This window comes from Polymorphobacter megasporae (assembly GCF_018982885.2).
Classification (GTDB): Bacteria; Pseudomonadota; Alphaproteobacteria; order Sphingomonadales; family Sphingomonadaceae; genus Polymorphobacter_B; species Polymorphobacter_B megasporae.
Window position 1 is genome coordinate 1,613,547 of the sequence record NZ_CP081848.1, and the last position, 18,577, is coordinate 1,632,123.

At 67.5% G+C, this 18,577-nt stretch carries 11 protein-coding genes and 1 tRNA gene; 3 read left to right on the forward strand and 9 right to left on the reverse strand.

Features of this window, described 5'->3' with window-relative positions; genetic code table 11:
* Positions 1 to 69 precede the first annotated feature (69 nt).
* From KTC28_RS07585 to KTC28_RS07610, 6 genes are read right to left on the reverse strand one after another with little or no spacing between them, the layout of a single operon-like run.
* Positions 70 to 1,182 (reverse strand): CapA family protein, encoded by a 1,113-nt coding sequence (locus KTC28_RS07585; protein WP_216708342.1) that lies wholly within the window; start codon positions 1,180 to 1,182, stop codon positions 70 to 72.
* Entirely contained in the window at positions 1,179 to 3,551 is a 2,373-nt protein-coding gene (locus KTC28_RS07590) for a 2-hydroxyacyl-CoA dehydratase family protein (RefSeq protein ID WP_216708343.1), read from the reverse strand. Before KTC28_RS07590 ends, KTC28_RS07585 begins: the two co-directional genes overlap by 4 nt.
* Complete coding sequence (locus tag KTC28_RS07595; RefSeq protein ID WP_216708344.1) at positions 3,551 to 4,789, reverse strand: CaiB/BaiF CoA transferase family protein; 1,239 nt, start codon at positions 4,787 to 4,789, stop codon at positions 3,551 to 3,553. The genes KTC28_RS07590 and KTC28_RS07595 overlap by 1 nt, the downstream gene beginning before the upstream one ends.
* Complete coding sequence (gene dctP, locus KTC28_RS07600; RefSeq protein ID WP_216708345.1) at positions 4,786 to 5,856, reverse strand: TRAP transporter substrate-binding protein DctP; 1,071 nt, start codon at positions 5,854 to 5,856, stop codon at positions 4,786 to 4,788. The genes KTC28_RS07595 and dctP overlap by 4 nt, the downstream gene beginning before the upstream one ends.
* Positions 5,853 to 7,163, reverse strand: coding sequence for a TRAP transporter large permease (locus KTC28_RS07605; RefSeq protein ID WP_216708346.1), 1,311 nt, complete (start codon positions 7,161 to 7,163; stop codon positions 5,853 to 5,855). Before KTC28_RS07605 ends, dctP begins: the two co-directional genes overlap by 4 nt.
* Complete coding sequence (locus KTC28_RS07610; protein ID WP_216708347.1) at positions 7,160 to 7,663, reverse strand: TRAP transporter small permease; 504 nt, start codon at positions 7,661 to 7,663, stop codon at positions 7,160 to 7,162. Before KTC28_RS07610 ends, KTC28_RS07605 begins: the two co-directional genes overlap by 4 nt.
* Before the next feature lie 124 nt (positions 7,664 to 7,787).
* Between KTC28_RS07610 and KTC28_RS07615 the strand changes: the two genes are divergently transcribed.
* Positions 7,788 to 8,267: a MarR family winged helix-turn-helix transcriptional regulator gene (locus tag KTC28_RS07615; RefSeq protein ID WP_216708348.1), complete on the forward strand. Its 480-nt coding sequence runs from the start codon at positions 7,788 to 7,790 to the stop codon at positions 8,265 to 8,267.
* Between the two features lie 77 nt (positions 8,268 to 8,344).
* Here the strand turns inward: KTC28_RS07615 and KTC28_RS07620 are convergent, their stop codons facing one another.
* The 3 genes from KTC28_RS07620 to KTC28_RS07630 form a co-directional block, all read right to left on the reverse strand.
* Positions 8,345 to 11,044, reverse strand: coding sequence for a TonB-dependent receptor domain-containing protein (locus KTC28_RS07620; protein ID WP_216708349.1), 2,700 nt, complete (start codon positions 11,042 to 11,044; stop codon positions 8,345 to 8,347).
* Between the two features lie 15 nt (positions 11,045 to 11,059).
* Positions 11,060 to 12,820, reverse strand: coding sequence for a CocE/NonD family hydrolase (locus KTC28_RS07625; protein WP_216708350.1), 1,761 nt, complete (start codon positions 12,818 to 12,820; stop codon positions 11,060 to 11,062).
* Positions 12,821 to 13,032: 212 nt separating this feature from the next.
* Positions 13,033 to 13,108: transfer RNA gene (locus KTC28_RS07630), tRNA-Thr, on the reverse strand.
* A 99-nt stretch (positions 13,109 to 13,207) separates the two neighbouring features.
* Between KTC28_RS07630 and KTC28_RS07635 the strand changes: the two genes are divergently transcribed.
* Both KTC28_RS07635 and KTC28_RS07640 read left to right on the forward strand, forming a co-directional pair.
* The gene (locus KTC28_RS07635) at positions 13,208 to 13,765 is read left to right on the forward strand and encodes a hypothetical protein (RefSeq protein ID WP_216708351.1); all 558 of its coding nucleotides are present in this window, start codon (positions 13,208 to 13,210) and stop codon (positions 13,763 to 13,765) included.
* A 74-nt stretch (positions 13,766 to 13,839) separates the two neighbouring features.
* Entirely contained in the window at positions 13,840 to 18,552 is a 4,713-nt protein-coding gene (locus KTC28_RS07640) for an NAD-glutamate dehydrogenase (protein WP_216708352.1), read from the forward strand.
* Positions 18,553 to 18,577: the final 25 nt, after the last annotated feature.

An 18,577-nucleotide genomic window follows, 5' to 3' on the forward strand; every position in this document is an offset into this window, starting at 1 on the left:
GGGTACGGTCAACGGGCTATCAAACCCTCGTGTCGCTGCACAAAACCGCAGGGGCAAGATCAAGGCCTGTCAGATTGGGCAATCACCGAGAATTATCCATCCATCATGCTTCGACGAAACCAACGCGGTAAGCCCGGCGCGCTGGCCGATCGTGTCGATATAGGCGCCGATGGTCACGGCTTGCTCGCCAGTGGCAACCTCGGGGCGGCCGGGTGGCGCGAACCAGACGGGCAGGAACGCCGTTTCGACAGTGCCGTCGACGTCAATCCGGCAGCGGCCGATCATCCCGTTGACGGCTTCGGGATGGAATGGCGCAAGCGGATAGGCCGGGTCGGGCACGAAGCCGAAAACTCGCTCGCGGCGCGCGGCCCATTCGGCGCGGGCCGGATGATCCTGCGACGGGCTCAGCGCATGCGTGACGACGACGCCGTTGCCGAGGCCGTGAAAGATCGGCTTGCCGCGATAGAACTCGATGCCGCGGGCGATATGCGCGTGGTGCCCGACGACGACGTCCGCGCCGGCATCAATCGCCGCATGCGCGATCGGCCGCTCGTACGGCGCAAGTTCGGCGGGGCGGTGGGTAATGCCCTTGTGCAATGCGACGACGACGAAGTCGGCCTCGACCTTGGCTGCCGCAATGTGGCTCGACATCAGCGCCAGCGACGCCGGATCGGCCTCGATCAGGTTCGCCTGCGGGCGGGTCGGGCCGCCATCGTCGGCGCGGACGATGACGTAGTTCGCCCCGGCGCGATCGGCACCGGCCCAGCCGATTTCCGGGCCGACGCAATTATAGCTGAGCAGCGCGACGCGGCGTCCGTTGCGCACGCAGATCGCCGGTTCCTGCGCCGCGGCCAGCGTTGCCCCGGCACCTGCATGGGCGATGCCGAGGCGGTCGAGTTCCGCGACCGTGTCGGCAATGCCCCGCGCTCCGCAGTCGGCGATGTGGTTACCGCCGAGCGAGACGATGTCGATGCCGGCGCGGGCGAGCGCCGCCAGATGCGCGGGGTCGGCCCCGGGTGCCGGGACATCGCCCACCAGTTCGTCGCCGTTTAGTGTGTGCGGAACCTCGAGGTGGCCGATCGCGATGTCGGCGGCGCGGGTGACGGGCGCGATACCGGCGAGCCAGTGATCGGGTTCGGGGACATCGAGGATCAGGTCGCCGAGAAAGACGATCTCGATCACGCGACGATGCCGCGCCGCGCTGCCGCGCGAGCCCCCGCCGCGCCCTCGATGAAGCTCGTCACGCGGGCGTTGAGCCGATCGAGATCGTCGGCCTGCAACGAGAAATTGTCGACGCCGAGTTCGAGTACGGGAATTCCGGCATCGACCAACGCGCGCACCGTGAAGGGGTCGGCATCGGCGAGTGCGACCGCGCCGTCGACCTGGTGGGTCTTGGCCTCATGGACGTGCCACGGTCCGGCCCAGCTCGGCATCCGCAATTCGTCGCCCATCGTCAGGAACCGCGCCGCCAAGGCTCGCAATGGGTCGCGCCCGCGATCGAAGCGGCGGATATAGCCGTCGGCGGCGAGCGCAAGATACATCGACCAGACGAACACCGCGCCGTGGCTGTCTTCCCAGCGCTGGTAGAAGCTGGTCTCGCTCCACAACCCGCGCCCGACCCACATCAACCGCACCTTCTCGTCGCGGACGACGCCTTCACCCGTGGCGACCCGGGCGGCAACCTCGTCGTGGAATGCCCGCGCCGCGTCGCGCGCCCATGCGCTGCCGCGATGCCATTGCGGCACCATCGTCGCCGGCATGCTGTCGACGATGCTGATCGGAGCGGGCACCGTCCGCGCGATGAGATCGCGGGTGGCGCGGTAATAATCCTCCTGCTCGTTGACCAGATCGAGGATCTCGCGGAACCGCGGCAAATCGAACGCGCGACCGGTCGCCGTTTCGAGTTGAGAGATCACCGCGCGAAGCTCATCGACGAGCAGGTCGATCCGCTCGGCTTCGAGCGCGACATCCCAATCGTCGGGCATCACCTCCCACCAGCGCGTCGCGATCGCAGGCCGGGGGTCGACCGTCCGCTCATAGATGAAATGCGCGGCATGAGCGTGCTCGGCCATCGCCTCGAAGATCGCCGGCGTCGGGTCGGAGGCGGCGATGGCGTAGACAAAATCGGGCGTCGGCAGGCCGCCCCACGGTGCCGCCTCGGGATCGTCGTCGAACGCCGCCGCCAGCGCCTGCGTGCTGTACGCCTCGACGTCGGCGGGCAAGCCGTGTTCGGCGAGGAGGCGGCGGTACCGCCCCGATTGCCGCTTCGCCGCGACGATCGACGCCCACCACTGGTTGACGACGAACGGCAGGTCGAACGCGCGCAGGATTTCCTGCGGTGCATTGGCGTTGACCACCGCGAACAGCGCGCCGTCGGCGACCTTGGCCCGGACGTCGGCGAACCATGCGCGCTGGAACGTCCCGAAATCGGCGGCGACGCGCAACAGCTTGCGACTGCGTTCCGGCCTCGTCGCTGCAACGGCATTCGGACGCGTAAGGGGCAGGGCAGGCATCGGCCAGACGTGCTCCTCGACGATAAAACTAGTATGCCCCCGCAGTTGCGACGATAGCCATGGCGCGACCTCGTCACCGTCGAGGATCAGGTTGACGATCGTATCGGCGGCCGCTTCTCGGGCAGCGGCGATGGTTGTGCGCGCTGCGTCGGCAAGCGAGCGCGCTGCGAGCGGGGCGAGCCGCTCGGGGTCGGCAAGGTCGTCGAGGGTGGCTGACGGTGCGAGGCGGAACCGCGACACGCCCCAATCGTGGCTGTCGCCGACGATGATGACACCGTCGCGTTCGAGCTCGGCGTAGACCCGGTCGTCTTCGGGAGCGGTGCCGGTCAGCCACAACCGTCGTGACGCCTTGAGCGGTGCGGCCGGATCAGCGAAGATAGCTTCGAGATGCCCGATCATCTCGGCGATCGGCAAGGTCGCACAGGCGCCCGCGATCCGCAGCATGTCGGTCCCTGACAGCGAAAGCTTCGCCGCTGACCGGCGCGCCTGCAGTGCGAGAATGTGGGTCCGCAGTCGCGTCTCGGCATCGATCCCGGCGCTTAGCGATGCATCGGAAACGGGATTGCCGCCCTGCTCGACCAGCCAGTCGCCAAGCTGCGCCAGCCGGTGGCGATTATAGCGGCGTGAACTCGCGCGCGGCTGGTGGAGCAGGTCGAGCATCGCGAAGCGCCGCGGCCCCGGCTCGCCCAGTCGCCGCAGTTCGCGCAAAGCGGCGAACAGCTGCGGCTGCTGGCTGTCGGCGCGGGTAATCAGGATCGGCGTGTCGGCCTGGCTCGGCTCGAGCAGCCATTCGAGCAGGCGGTGTGTCCGCAGCCGTCCCGTCGGCTTGCCGATCAGCGCATCGGCGCGCGGCGTCGCGTCGACCGATGGCGGCACGACACGTACCGGCGTAAAGCCCGCCGCGCGTAACAAGGCGTCGGGGGCATCGCTGCCGATGGTGCGGATCACCCGGGCCCCGCCAGCCGTAAGCCGCTGCGCGATTACATCCGGGTCGCGATAGGCGGCACCGATCGCGGCGAGCGCGTCGGCGGCGGACATCAGATCGCCCCTTCCACTGCCAGCGCGGCGATCTTGGCATCGTCGTAGCCGAGCAGGCCGCCCAGCACCTGCTGGTTATGTTCACCGATATGGACCGGCAGTACCGCGTCGAAGCCGGTGCGCGCGGCCGAAAAGGTGATCGGCACCCCGACGCTGCGAAGATCGACGGTCGACGGGTAGGCGGGATGGGCGAGCGGCATCGTCTCGTTGCGCTCGACGACGCGGGGATCGACCAACGCCTCTTCTGGGTGCCGGACCGGCGCAACCGGAACGCCCTCGGCCTGCAGCGCCGCGACGACAGCCGCGACCGTGTGCTGCTTCGACCACGCTGTGATCTCGGCTTCGAGCGGCACGGCGTTCGCGACGCGGACGTCGCGCCCGGCATAGCGCGGGTCGGCGCTCAGTTCGGGACGGCCCATCGCGCGGAAAAGCCCCCGCGCAAGCTTTTCGTGGACCGCGACGACGGCGACATAGCCGTCCGAACATTCGAAGACGCCGAACGGTGACAGGCGCTGGACCGTCAGCCCGGTCCGCGACGGCATCCCGGCGGCAGCGAGTGCCGACCAGTTCTCGATCGCGACGAACGACGTCAGCGCGCCGAGCATCGAGACGTCGATATGCTGGCCCTCGCCGGTCCGATGCCGCTGTTCGAGCGCGGCGAGGATGCCGATCACGCCGAACACCGGGGCCAGCATGTCGGCAACGGGAATACCCATTCGGACCGGCGGCGCGCCCGGCTCGCCGCTCGTGTACATCGCTCCCGACAGCGCCTGGATGATCACGTCCATCGCCTTGCCGTCGGGGCGGTCGGCACCGAAGCCCGATAGCGAGCAATAGATGATGTCGGGCCGCGCCGCCTTCGCCGCCGTATAGCCGACGCCGAGCCGGTCGGCGGTGCCGGCAGCGAAATTCTCGACGACGATATCCGCGCGGCTGCACAGATCCTGAAAAACCTGGCGCGCGCTTTCTGCCTTGAAGTTGAGTGAAATGCCCTGCTTGCCGCGGGCGCGGGCAAGATGGGAAATCGAGATATCGTCATCGTGGAGGCGCTCGACCGTCACCCCGTCGCGGCCCACATACGGGCTGTTTTCGCGCGCGAGATCGCCTCCATCCGGATCCTCGACCTTGATCACCTCGGCCCCGAGACCCGCCAGCAGCAAAGTTGCATACGGCCCGGCGAGCGCCCGCGTCAGGTCGATCACGCGCAGGCCTTCGAGCGGTCGATGGGCTTGGGTCATTTTGGATCCTGTGGGTTGGCTGGCCCTTGTGGCGCGCAGGCCGGCGCGATGCCGGACGGGGTCTCGCCGATGAGGCGCTGAGCTTCATCGAAGATGGGCAGTCCGGCGATGCCGAAGCGCGACAGTGAGGCCGCCGTCTTCGCGGAATCGATATTGTAGAGCGTGTCGAACCGCGCCTGATCCGCCGGCGAAATCGGCGAAAAGACAACACCCTGCTGCGCTCCGAAGATGCGGCCCTTTTTCTCGGCGCCGGTGATCTTGTCGGCGAGCGCACGCTCCCAGACGGCCTGGCTTCGCGCCAGCAGCGCCTGGAGATCGGGCGGGAGCGATCGCCACCGTGCCTCGTTCATCGCCCGCGCCGGATAGGCGCCGCGGCTGATGCGAAGCGTGACGAAATGGTGGGCGACCTCGGCGAAGTTGAGGCTCTTCAGCGTATCGGCGGGTGCGACGACGCCGTCGATTACGCCCTTAGCGAGTGCGGAATAGACGTTGCCCATCGGCATATCGACCGGGTCGGCACCAAGGACACGCAAGACGCCGGTATTCTCGGCTGGCGCGCGCAGGCGCAGCCCGCGGAGGTCGGCGAGGCTGTGGACCGGGCGGTTGCGCGTGAGGATGCCGGGCAGATTGCCGCCTTGGACCGCAAGTACCCGCAATCCCCGAAGCTCGTCGCGGAGGACCGGAAAGCGTTCAATCAGGCATTTATAGACGCCGACCTGCTCATCGATCGATCCGACGTGTCCGTAAAAGCCAACCTGCGCGCGCTGGGCGTGGGCATTGCCGAGCGTGTAGATCGGGGCGATCAGGCCGATGTCGGCGACGCCGTGTCGAACCTCCTCCATGCTCTGGTCGCTCGACAGGATTGCCCCGCCCCAGAATGGCGCGATCTTGATGCGTCCGTGCGATTCCGCTTCGACCCAGTCGATCCACTTCCGGTCGGCCTGGCTGAACGGATGGGTCGGCGGATACGGCGTGGCGTAGCTGAGCGTCACGACGTTCGGGTCGGGACGCGCGCAACCGGCCAGCGCACACGCCGCCGCAAACAAAGTGAGCAGCCACCGCGTCATGCGAGCATCTTTGGCAGCCACAGCGCCAGCATCGGCACCGCGATCAACAGGGCGAGGTGGAGGAAATCGACGAACAGGAACGGCACGATCCCGCGGAAGATCGTCGCCAGCGGGATATCCTTGGCAATGCCCTGGATGACGTAGACGTTAAGCCCGAGTGGCGGATGGACGAAACCGATCTCCATCGTCCGCACGAGGAATATGCCGAACCAGATTGGGCTCATCCCAAGGTCGTGAATGATCGGCAGGAAGATTGGCGTCGTCAGCAGCATCAGCGCGATGCCGTCGAGAAACGATCCGAGCACGAGCAGCGCGACGGCCATGGCAATGATCGCGATGGTCGGTGACGCGTGCAGCCCGGCGACGCCGTGCGCCAGCCACGTCGCGACCCCAGTGACGCCGATGAAGGTAGCAAAAAGCAGCGCGCCAATAATGACGAGATAGATCATGCCGGTCGTCCGCAGCGTTGCATCGAGCGCACCGGTGACCGCGCTCCAGCTTAGCTTGCCGCGCCACCAGCACAGCAACAGCGCCGCCACCGATCCGACCGAGGCCGCCTCGGTCGGCGTGAACCAGCCGATGAACAGGCCGCCGATGACGAAGACGATCAGTGCGAGCACGTCGATGATCTTGACCAGCCCGGCAATGCGCTCGCGCCACGGCACACGCGCGGTCGGCGGCCCGAGCGTGGGATTGATCCAGCACATGATCGAGATCGCGACGACGTAGAACAGTGCCTGCGTGATCCCGGGAACGATCGCCGCTGCGAACAATTTGCTGATCGACTGCTCGGCGATGATGCCGAAGACGATCAAGGCTCCCGAAGGCGGGACGAGCGATCCGAGGGTGCCACCCGCGGCGAGGGCTCCGGTGGCGAACGACGGCGCGTAATTGGCCTTGCGCATTTCGGGCAAGGCGACGGCGGTGACGGTCGCGACTGTCGCGAGGCTCGATCCGCTGATCGCCCCGAAGCCCGCACAGCCGCCGATCGAGGCGATCGCGAGGCCGCCGCGGCGATGACCGACGAAGCGCGCCGCGACGTCGAAAAAGTCCCGGCTGGCCCCTGCGGCAAAGCACAGATGCGCCATCAGGATGAAAAGCGGCAGCACACCCAGTTCGTAGCGGGTGATCGTGGCGAAGCTGACGACGCCGAGCTTGATCAGCGCCGCCTCGGGCGAGATCAAAACCGACAGGCCGATCAGCGCAACCATCAGCAATGCGACACCGATCGGCAGGCCGAGCGCGAGACTGGCCAGCAAGCAGACCAGTCCGATGATGCCGACGGCTTCAGGGACGAGCGCGGTCATCGCCGGAGCTTTCGCGCGTGGACCGCGAAGATCACCGCGGCAAGCAGGACGCCGGCGATCCAGAACAGCCTGAACCAGCGTAGCGGCAGGCCGAGCACTTCGGTGACCTCATGCCCCTGCCACAGGTCGCTGGCCAGCCAGATCGAACCCGCAGCAAGCAGGAGGAAGATAACCGCGCTGCAGACGTCGGCAAGCCGCTCCAGTGCGGTGGCGACGCGCTCGCCAACCTGTTCGAGGACGATCCGGACGCGTGCATGCGTCCCGTCGATCGTGGCGATCACGATCGCCGACGTCGCCGCCACCGCGACGCACGCCTCGACGATCTCGATCGCGCCGAGAAACCGGACGCCGAGATGACGCCCCGCCACCGCCAGCGCATCGGTTGCCATCGCGATGAGGAGCGCAGCAGACCCTGTCGCGAGCGCGATCCTTCGCAGGCGACCTCCCGGGACGCGCACGCGCATCGGGTCTCCGTCGAAGTCCATGTCGGTCGGTGTCATCGCGCGGCTCTCGGGCTGAGGATGCGGGTCAGGCATACACCACCGATGAGGTCAGCGCCGTCGCTGATCCACAATCCTGATAATCATGCTTTGTTTGCACCCGCCGATTGATTAAACCCGCAAGATGCTCGCTCAACCTCGACCCAATACAGCTGTCAACGACGAGCACCTCGACCTCGGACGGCTCGGCAATTTCATCGGCTTCCGTCTGCGCCGCATCCAGAACCAGTTGTCGAGTGCGTTCACGGGCACGAGCATCGAACATGGCTTGCGGCCGGGCGAATTTTCTGCGCTCGCGGTCATCTCGGCCAACCCGGGTCTGTCGCAGGCCAAGCTGGCGCGCGAGGTCGGCCTCGACAAATCCGCCGCCGTCGCGGTCGTCGACGATCTCGAGCGCCTTCACTTCGCCGAGCGGCAACGCTCCCCCGGCGACCGGCGCCGTCACGCCCTTTACACCACCGCTGGCGGCGAAGCGGCGCTGGAGAAGATGTTCGCCACGCTCGCTACCGTCGAACGCGACGTCCTCAATGTGCTCGGCCCGCACGATCTTCAGATACTCAGCGGGTTGCTCGACCGCGTCTACGACTCCTGCTTCCGCAAATAATCGCGGCGTGCGAACGGGGTCGCGCAGGGTGCCCCCGTTCGCACGCCGACGCGATTCAATTGCCGGAAAGCCGGACCTCATAATGCGAACGTCGCCGACAGCGAGATCAGGCGTCCGATCGGATTTGCCGCCGTCGGGTCGAAGCCGCCGCCGCCGTTCGGGCTTTGCGGAATATTGACGAACGGCGGATCGGCGTCGAACAGGTTCGCCACGTCGAGCGCTACCGTCAGCTTGCCGCGCGCGATAGGCCCTCCGGTGAAGCGATGCGCAAGATGGAGATCGAAGGTCGAATAGCTGTTGACCGACTGCGTCGGCGTCGCGCGATTGTTGCTGTACGAATTGGTAAAGTTCCAGAACATCAGTGCGGAGTTCGCGCCATTGTCGTAGCCGACCGAGCTCCGTGAACGGAAGCGCGGCGGGTAATAGATGGTGTTCAGCGTGTCGAGCAACGGCGCCGTCTTCGAGACTGCCGAGTTGTACTTCAAGAAATACGTCCCGCTCGTCGCCAGATTGAAATCGCCGAGCCGGTACGCAACCTGGAAGTCGAGGCCTTCGGCAAGGACGGTTCCGGCGTTGACGTTCTGCCCATAGACGAACAGCGTCGGCGTCGCCGGAAGCACGCCGCGCACCGGATACCCCTGCGCGACGAACGACTGGACCAGCGCCGCCGCCGCTGCCCCTTGAACGATGCGATCGGCGTATTGCGCGGCGATCGCCGGCGTTTGCAGGATCGACAGGTCCGACAGGATCGCGTTGATCTGGCCCTTATAGTTGACGTTGAAATAGTTCACGCTGGCACGGAAGTTCGTCATCGACTGGGGCGTCAGATCGGCGCCGAACGAGAAGGTCCGCGCGTTTTCCGGCGTCAGCGGATTGCCCGCCGCGAAGCCCGATAGCGTCACGCCCTGCACGATCCCCGCCGGTGTCGAATAATTCTGCACGTAGAGCGCGTTCGACGCTCCGTGGATCTGCGTCAGGATCGGCGCGCGGAACGATGTGCCGTAACTGCCGTGCAGCTTCAGGCCGTGAACCGGCTCCCAGTTGACGCCGATCTTTGGATTGCGCGCCGTGCCGACGTCGGAATAGTCGCTGATCCGCCCGGCCAGCGAGATATCGAGCGCGTAGAAGCCGGGAATGGCGTTGCCAACGCCGAAGATCGGCACGCGCAGCTCGCCATAATATGACTTGATCGTCCGCGACGTCGACGACCGACTGGCGACCACCGCGCCGATGATGCCTGAATCGAGGCCGTTGTAGATGCTCTCGCGGATGATCTCGCCGCCGATCGCTGCCCGCAGATTGCCGCCCGGCAAGGTCAGCAGCGACCCCGACAGGTTGATCTCGCCCTCTTCCTCCGTGTTCGCACCCGGGGCCCCGAATACCGAGTTGAACACAGTATTGATGACCGAAGCGGGGCTCGTGCCGAACGGATTTAGCGCGGTCGCCTTGTCGGAACTGGCCAGCGCAGCCGCGAGGGCCCCGTTGTTCACGCCGCGGTTCGACAGGCTGTAGCTGTCGTCATGGCCGTAGGTGTACGCCGCATCGAGCTGGAAATCGCCGAACAGCTTAACGTTCAGGCCGGCAGTGGCTTCGAGTGTCTTCGAGAACCCCGAGCTGGCATTGAGCGGCGCGGTGCCGCCGAAGTTCGTCTGGACCGTCTCAGACGTTGCCGCGACGCCGGCGGGCAGCACGAAGTACGGGTTGGTGCTGGGCACCGTCAGCGTGGCGGTGGTCACCGTCGGCGTGAAGACGAATTTGCGGTGCGTATACAGCACGTCGCCCGTCAACGTGATCCGCGAGCCGATTTCCTGGGTGACCGACCCCATGAAGCTGTCGCGCACCTGCGACGGGATCAGGTCCTGCCCCTTAAGCGTGTCGCATTTGTTGCTGGTGCCCGCGACGAGCCCCGGCTGGGCATAGCTGACGCCACCGATGACGACATTTGCCGGATTGCACTGGACCCCGCGATAATCTCCGCCCCCGCGCGATGTCAGGTTCGCCCCATAAAACGGACGGTCGTTGCCGTTGAGCGAGCCGTGTCCGTTATGCTCGTAAGAGCCGGTTATATTGCCGGTCTTCCAGCTGTGCCCGGCGATGATGCCGGCGGTGTACTGGTTGTACGCATTGTCGTCGGTCAGGCCGTATTGCGCGCGCGCCTCGAGACCGTCGAAGTGGCGCCGCGTGATCAGGTTGACGACACCCGCGACCGCGTCGGATCCGTAGATCGCCGAAGCGCCGTCGGCGACGATCTCGACGCGCTCGAGCGCGATCGTCGGAACCGCGCTCGGGTCGGGCAAGCCGCCCGACGAGCCCGACTGGACCATGCGATGCCCGTTGAGCAGGGTCAGGGTGGCGTACGGCCCGATTCCGTGGATGTCGAAGCCCGAGCTGTAGGTGATGTTGCCGGCGCCGCCCGACGTGTTGCGGCCATTCTCGGTCACCCCCTGGTTGAGCACCTGCGGCAGGTTCTGCACCAGCTGCGTCGTGCTGGTCGAGCCGGTGGCGACGAGGTCGGCGCGGGTCTGCTCGATGATCGGCGAGCCGATCGGCGCGACACCACGGATGCGGCTGCCGGTGACGACGATATCGGACGCGACCTGCCCGGCTTCGGCAGGCGCCGGTGGTACGGCGGTCCCGCTCGTGCTGAGCTGCGGACGCGCCCCGTCGCTCGCATCGGGCACGGCCGTTTGGGCGTGAGCGACGCCAGCGGCGAGCGCGGCGAATGCCACCCCCGACCGCAGGCCATAGTTGAAGATTTTACGCAGATCGCTCCCCATCGTGCTCTCCCCTGTTTATTGTGTGTCGGTCTCGAAGCGGACCGGTGTGACGAACGGTATCTCGATTTTCGACCCTGCCGCGCCGCCGTACAACGTCCAGTGCCTGGCAAGTCCGCCCCTTATCTCGGCAAGGTTGCGCTGGCGCGGATCGGCCCCGGCGAGCGCGACGCGCAGGCGATGATGCGGCTGGACGACATACGACCGTGGCGACAATTCGAAGACCAGGGTGACCGGGCGGCCCGGGACCAGCGGTTCGGCATCGCGCTGCAGGCCCGAATGATACGGCAGGTCGAGATCGGCATAAGGCGCAGTGCCGGGGTTGCGGTGACTGGCCGCGAGCCGACCTTGTGCGAGCACGGTCGCCTTGCCGCTCGGATCGACATCCTCGAGGTAGGCGAACAGGTTGGCCTCGGGCGCATCGGCGGCGGCCTCGACCGAAACGATCGAATAGCCCTCGATCGTTGCTGGCTGCGCCAGCGGGAGGGTCGTGAACGTCGCCGCATGGGTATCGGGCGACTCCGGCCAGAACGGGAAATACGCGTCGGTCGAGATGTCATAGTCGATCGCATAATCGAGCGTCCGGCTGGGCGACGCGCGAAGTGCCATCGTGCCACCATGCGGATCGCTCCCCACGCCGAGAGCCATGGCAGTCCGCTTGACGCCGACGCCGGGCAGGGTATCGGACCGGATCAGTTCGCCCCCGCTGCCGTTCTCGCGCCACCAGGCATATTTGCGCTCGGTGTCTATGCCGTTCGGGACGTGCTTTAAATAGCGGTCGAAGAAGCCCTTCTGGATTGCGTTGATGTCGAACTGCTTCGGCATCTCGCAATGGCTTCCGGGGCCGATGATCAGCTTGGCGGGCAGGTTGGCGGCCGAGCGGATGACCTGCTCGGTCGGCTCGTCGTTCCAGTTGCCCCAGAGATACCAGGCGACCCCCGGCCTCGCGAGGGCGGCCTTGTGGGTGTACGGGCCGACCTCCTCCCAGAAACGGGTTCCGGTCAGGGCCGACATGCTGTCCCGGTACGGAATGCCGTACCACAAGGGGGCCATCGGCGTATTTCCCGCATGCTGCGCCACCGCCTGCTTCAGCAGCACGCCGTCGGTGTCGCCGTCGACCGGAACGCTTGCGAGATCGACCGAAGCCGGCTCGTCCGGACGGGTGTTGAATTGGCCGGTGATACCGCCGCGGCGGACGAATTCGTACTTGTCCCAATCGGTCGCCGCCGAGAACACTGCTTTGAGCGCGGGCGGGCTCGCGCTGGCGACGAGCATCGCGCTGCCGCCGAGATACGAGCAACCGATCAGTCCGACCTCGCCGGTGGCATACGGCTGCCGGGCAAGCCATGCGACGATCTCCGCGCCGTCCTTCGCCTCGGTCTGGTCGAGGAAGCCACGCCGCGCACCGAACGACGCGCCCTTGCCGCGGATATCGGCGGTGGCGACGACATAGCCGTCGTGAACGAGGGCGCGCAGGCCGAAGGTGCGCTGGTCGACGAGATCGACAAGCTTGCCCTTGTCGTAAAAACGCGCGCGATACGGCGTAAATGCGAACACGACCGGGTATTTGCTGTCGACCGCGACACCCTCTTTCGCCGGGCGATAGACGTTTACGGCGAGCCGGACCTTGTCACGCATCGGAAGGTAGAAGGACCGGCGCACCACCAGCGGGTCGTCCGGTCCGACGTCTTGCGCGGTAGCCGCCAAAGGGCCGACCAGCGCAGCGACGGCAGTTATCGTGCACAGCGTGCGCTGGATTCGATTCGGTCGCCCGGCCATGTGACCTCCCCACTCTCAGACGATCTTTGCGTCTGTTAAATTGAGGGATAAAACAGACTGTTGGATTAATCAACCAATATGCGAGACAGCATTTATTTGTGTGCGCTATGCCTAAGCGGCACGTGAGACGACGCGGGCTAGCGACCGTTGTGACGTCTACCGCCGGATGTTCTGGATGTCTCGACGCTGCCCGGATGCGGGAAACGGAAAAGTGGTGCCGCTTAGAGGACTCGAACCTCCGACCCCATCATTACGAATGATGTGCTCTACCGGCTGAGCTAAAGCGGCACGGTGCGGCGGCATAGCAGCGGGTTCGGCGGGGCACAAGCAAGTAGCGACTGTCATCGCCGTTACATCGATGGTCGCCCCCAGACTCGAGGACCGCCCGTGAAGCATGCGTCGATCATCGAACAACGCCGCCGCCGTGAACCAGACTTCGACCTGCCGCCGCAATTCGCCGGGGTGGACGACCGCCGGCTCGGCGGACGGATCATCGCATCATGGACCGAAGGCTGCGGCCGTCGGCGGCTGCCGGCAGCGGGAGAGTTTCGGGCGGCGCTCGACGCAGAGTGGTTGCCAAACCTCGTCTGGCTCGACTCGGGCACCGTGCGCAATGCCGGGGCGTCCGTCGCGTCGACGTTCGGCGTCACCCCTGGGCCCTTGCCGGTACAGAGCCCGTTCGGCCGCGCGCTGGCACTCGCCGCCCACCGAAGCGAGCGCGACGCGATGCCGGCGCGGCTCGAGGGCGGTTTTGCCCGGTCTCCCGGCGGCCCGGTGACATTGCTGACACGCGGCGTCGTCCTGCCGCTCGACCCCGGCGAGGACGACGCAACGGCGTGTGCGGTCATCACCTGGACCGAATCACTGCCGACGTTCGACAGCGACCGGCTGCGGCACGAACTGTGGCTCTCGCTCACCAGCCGAGCGGATGGCGCGATGCGTTGAACCGGCCGCCCCCGCCTTGTCGCCGCCGTCAGCGCGACGCATAAGCGCGCCGCGAGCCGGAGCGGGAGTTGGACATGGCGACGATTGGTCAAACCGGCGCGGTAACGCCCGGCGAACGCGCGCTGGCGGCGGCATTGTTCGATTCGGCATTGCCCGGCGAGGCCGATAACATCGATAATGCCGCAGCGGCGCGGATCGTTGCCTTCGTCGAGGCGGCGGCGGCGGTCAGGCTTCCGGGCACCCCGGTGGTGTCGCTCGAAGCCGCGACCGCCGAGCGCGCGCATCCCGGGCGGCGGCGGCTGGCGCTGGCGATCGTCAACGACAACATGCCGTTCCTCGTCGACTCGGTGTCGCTCGCGATCACCGCGGCGGGGCTCGGGATCGATCGGCTGCTCCATCCGATCGTCGACGTCCGCCGCGATGCGGACGGGCGGTTGGTCAAGCTGATCGGCATCGGCGCGGGTCCGATCCCCGAAGGCGCGACGCGCGAATCGATCATCTATATCGAGCTCGAACGCGCCGGCGCGCGCAGCCGGGCCGACCTGCTCGATGCGCTCGGCCGGGTGCTCGACGATGTCCGCGCCGCCGTCGCCGACTGGCCGGCGATGCTGGCGATGCTCCACGAGTCGACGCGCGCGCTCGGCGAGAACCCGCCGCCGATCGCGCCGCATGCGAGTGCCGAGGCGATGGCGTTTCTCGAATGGCTCGCCGCCGACCGTTTCACCCTGCTCGGCACCCGCCGCTACGCGCTCGACGCCAACGGCGACGAGCTGCCCGATGCGACCGGGCTCGGCCTGCTGCGCGATCCTGCATATAAGGTGTGGGACGACGACGGCCCGGCGACGTCGGCGTCGCTGCGGCGCTTTCTGACGTCGCCCGAGCCGCTGCTGATCACCAAGGCGGGCGCGCTGTCGACCGTCCACCGCCGGGTCAACGCCGACCTGATCGCGGTCAAGACCTTCGACCGCGAGGGCCGCGCCGTCGCCGAGACGCGCTTCGTCGGGCTGTTCACCAGCGCCGCGTTGGCGACGAGCCCACGCAACGTGCCACTCCTCCGCCGCAAGGTCGCCGGCATCACCGACGCGCTCGGCTTCGATCCGAAGGGGCATACTGGCAAGGCGCTCGCGCACGTCATCGAAGGCTTCCCGCGCGAGGAACTGTTCGAGACGACCCCGGCGCGGTTGCGGACGATGGCGCTCGGGCTGCTGTCGCTGCTCGACCGGCCGCGGCCGAAGCTGTTCGCGCGCGCCGATGCCTTCGGGCGCTTCGTCTCGGTGCTCGTCTATGTCCCGCGCGATGCCTATACCAGCGGCGTCCGTGAGAGCGTCGGGGCGATGCTGACGTCGGCGTTCGACGGCACGCTGACCCGCTACGAGGTCGAGCTGCGCGCCGAGGGACTCGCCCGCGTCCATTATGTCATCGCGGTCCAGCACGACGTCGGCGAGATCGACGAGGCGGCGCTCGACGCCCAGCTCGATGCGCTCGTCCGCGGCTGGGACGAGGCGCTCGAGACGGCGTTGATCGATGCGGTCGGACCCGCCCGCGCCGCCCGCCTGACGCTCGCCAGCGGCAAGGGCTTTTCGGCGAGCTACCGCGCGCAATATTCGGCGGTCGAAGCAGCGGCCGACATGGTTGCGCTGTCACGCCTCGATGATGACCACGGCCGTGCGGTCCAGCTCTACCGCCGCGACGGCGACCTCGACCATCAGCTGCGGCTCAAGATCTACCGCGTGGGCAAGATCATCGCGCTGTCGGACGCGGTGCCGGTGCTTGAGAACTTCGGCCTGCGGGTGATCGAGGAGTTCCCGTTCGACCTCGATGAAGGCGCGGGCTGGGTTCACGACTTCCTCCTCGAGGCCGCCGACACCACGGCGCATTTCGACCTCGCCGCGCTCAAAACGCGGGTCGAACCGGCGCTGACCGCGGTGCTGCTCGGCACGCAGGAGAATGACGGGTTCAACGCGCTGGTCATCGCCGCCGGGCTCGACGCCGAGGAGGCGGGCTGGCTGCGCGCTTATTTCCGCTACCTCCGCCAGACCGGGGTCAGCTACGGCCTGATGACCGTCGTCGACGCCCTGCGCCGCTACCCCGGCATCACGCGCGACCTCGTCGGCTTCTTCCGGGGGCGGTTCGAGCGCGCCGAGGACACCTCGACCGACGCGATCGACGCTGGGCTTGCCGATGTCACGGCGATCGACGACGACCGCATCCTCCGCCTCTATCGCTCGGTTATCGCGGCGACGTTGCGGACCAACGCCTTCGTCCCCGGCGGCCCCGAGGCACTCGCCTTCAAGCTCGATAGCAGCGCCGTCCCCGGGCTGCCGCGCCCGGTCCCGTACCGCGAGATCTGGGTGTTCAGCCCGCGCGTCGAGGGCATCCATCTGCGCTACGGCCCGATCGCGCGCGGCGGCTTGCGCTGGTCCGACCGGCGCGACGACTTCCGCACCGAGGTGCTCGGGCTGGTCAAGGCGCAGAAGGTCAAGAACACCGTCATCGTGCCCACCGGGGCGAAGGGCGGCTTCTACCCCAAGCTGCTGCCAGCCCCGTCGAACCGCGACGCGTGGCTCGCCGAAGGGACCGAGGCGTACAAGATATTCGTCCGCGCGCTGCTGTCGCTGACCGACAACCTCGCGGTCGATGGCAGCAACATTCCGCCCGCGCACGTCGTCTGCCGCGACGCACCCGACCCGTATCTCGTCGTCGCCGCCGACAAGGGAACCGCGACCTTCTCCGACACCGCGAACCAGATCGCCCTCGATGCCGGCTTCTGGCTCGGCGACGCCTTCGCTTCCGGAGGGCGGGTCGGCTACGACCACAAGGCGATGGCGATCACCGCCAAGGGGGCGTGGATTTCGGTCCAGCGCCACTTCCGCGAGCTCGGCCACGATGTCGAGACCGAAGCAACGACAGTCGTCGGCGTCGGCGACATGTCGGGCGACGTCTTCGGTAATGGCATGCTGCTGTCGCGCGCGATCCGGCTATTGGCGGCGTTCGACCACCGCCACATCTTCCTCGACCCCACCCCCGATGCCGCCGTGAGCTTCGCCGAGCGCCAGCGACTGTTCGTCCTGCCGCGCTCGTCGTGGGACGATTATGACAAGGCGCTGCTGTCGGCGGGCGGCGGCGTCTTCCCGCGCAGCCAGAAGTCGATCCCGATCAGCCCGCAGGTCAAGGCCGCGCTCGGCATCGCCGCCGACACGCTGTCGCCGTCGGAGCTGATCGTCGCGATCCTGACCGCCAAGGTCGACCTATTGTGGTTCGGCGGCATCGGCACCTACGTCAAGGCGGCAGGCGAATCGAACAACGACGTCGGCGACCGGGCCAATGACAGCCACCGGATCGACGGCGCGATGATCGGCGCGAAGGTCGTCGGGGAGGGCGCGAACCTCGGCCTGACGCAGGCGGGGCGGATCGAGTTCGCCAGCAAGGGTGGGCGCCTCAATACCGACTTCATCGACAATTCGGCGGGGGTCGACTGCTCGGACAACGAGGTCAACATCAAGATCGCGCTCAACGCCGAGGTCGCCGCCGGGCGGTTGACCGAGGCTGCGCGCAACGAGCTGCTGGCGTCGATGACCGATGACGTCGCGACGCTCGTGCTCCGCGACAACATCCTCCAGACGCAGGCGTTGAGCATTGCCGAGCGTGGCGGCGTTGCGGCGCTGCCGGGGCATATCCGGCTGATCGAGATGCTCGAGGACGGAGCCGCCGAGCTCGACCGCCAGGTCGAGGGACTGGCGTCCGACGAGGTACTGGCACAGCGCGGCCGGTCGGGGCAGGGGCTTGAACGCCCCGAACTCGCGGTCGTCCTCGCCTACGCCAAGATGGCGGTCTACGACGCGCTCGTCGTCAGCCCGCTGGTCACCGACGCGCTGCTCGTCCCCGACCTCCACGCCGCTTTCCCGCGGGCGATGCAGGAGCGCTTCGCCGCCGCGATCGACGACCACCGGCTGCGGCGCGAGCTGATCGCGACCAAGCTGGCGAACGAGCTGGTCAATCGGGGCGGGCTTACCCTGCCGTTCGAACTCGCCGAGGAATTCGGGGTCGACCTCGCGGAAGTCGCCGGGGCTTTCGTCGCCGCGCGCGACCTGTTCGATTTCCGCGGGCTATGGGCGGCGATCGACGCCGCGCCGGTCGCGGGACCGGTTCACCTCGACCTCCACGTCGACGCGGTCGCGGCGCTGCGGATGCAGATGGCCGACCTGCTGCGCGCCGGCAGCTGTCTCGCGCCGTCGGCACTTGTCGAGCGCCTCGCGCCCGGCATTGCGCGTCTCGGCGATGCGCTCGGCCAGTTGCTCCGGCCCGAGCCCAAGGCGCAGATCGACCGCTTCGCCGCGCGCCTCGCCGCGATGGGGGCACCCGCCGATGTCGCGGCACAGTTGGTGCGGACCACCTCGCTCGACGGCGCGATCGGGACGGGGCTGCTCGCCGCCGATCTCGGCGTTCCCGAGGCGGCGATCGCGAGCGCCTATACCGGGCTCGGCGAAGCGACCGGGCTCGACTGGGCCAAGGGCGCGACCGCCGCGCTGACGCCTGCCGATCCGTGGGAGCGGCTGCTCCAGGCGGGGCTGGTCCGCGATTTCGAGGCGCTGCGACTCGACCTGCTCCGCCGGATCGTACCTGCGGGCGGTGACCCCACCGCCGCCGTCACCGCATGGGAAGCCGCCAACGCCGATCGCCTCGCGCGAATCGCCGGACCGATCGCCCGGGCCCGGAGCGGCGGGCCAGTGACGACGGCGATGTTGGCACACCTTGCGAGCCAGGCGCGGGCGGCAATGGCGGGCTGACGATGAGAAAGCGCTGACGAAGCCA

Bases quoted from the DNA above. Each gene is read 5' to 3' on its own strand.
- dctP (WP_216708345.1), bottom strand. From the start codon at position 5,856: ATGACGCGGTGGCTGCTCACTTTGTTTGCGGCGGCGTGTGCGCTGGCC.
- KTC28_RS07605 (WP_216708346.1), bottom strand. From the start codon at position 7,163: ATGACCGCGCTCGTCCCTGAAGCCGTCGGCATCATCGGACTGGTCTGC.
- KTC28_RS07615 (WP_216708348.1), top strand. From the start codon at position 7,788: ATGCTCGCTCAACCTCGACCCAATACAGCTGTCAACGACGAGCACCTC.
- KTC28_RS07640 (WP_216708352.1), top strand. From the start codon at position 13,840: ATGGCGACGATTGGTCAAACCGGCGCGGTAACGCCCGGCGAACGCGCG.
- KTC28_RS07620 (WP_216708349.1), bottom strand. From the start codon at position 11,044: ATGGGGAGCGATCTGCGTAAAATCTTCAACTATGGCCTGCGGTCGGGG.
- KTC28_RS07595 (WP_216708344.1), bottom strand. From the start codon at position 4,789: ATGACCCAAGCCCATCGACCGCTCGAAGGCCTGCGCGTGATCGACCTG.
- KTC28_RS07590 (WP_216708343.1), bottom strand. From the start codon at position 3,551: ATGTCCGCCGCCGACGCGCTCGCCGCGATCGGTGCCGCCTATCGCGAC.
- KTC28_RS07610 (WP_216708347.1), bottom strand. From the start codon at position 7,663: ATGACACCGACCGACATGGACTTCGACGGAGACCCGATGCGCGTGCGC.
- KTC28_RS07625 (WP_216708350.1), bottom strand. From the start codon at position 12,820: ATGGCCGGGCGACCGAATCGAATCCAGCGCACGCTGTGCACGATAACT.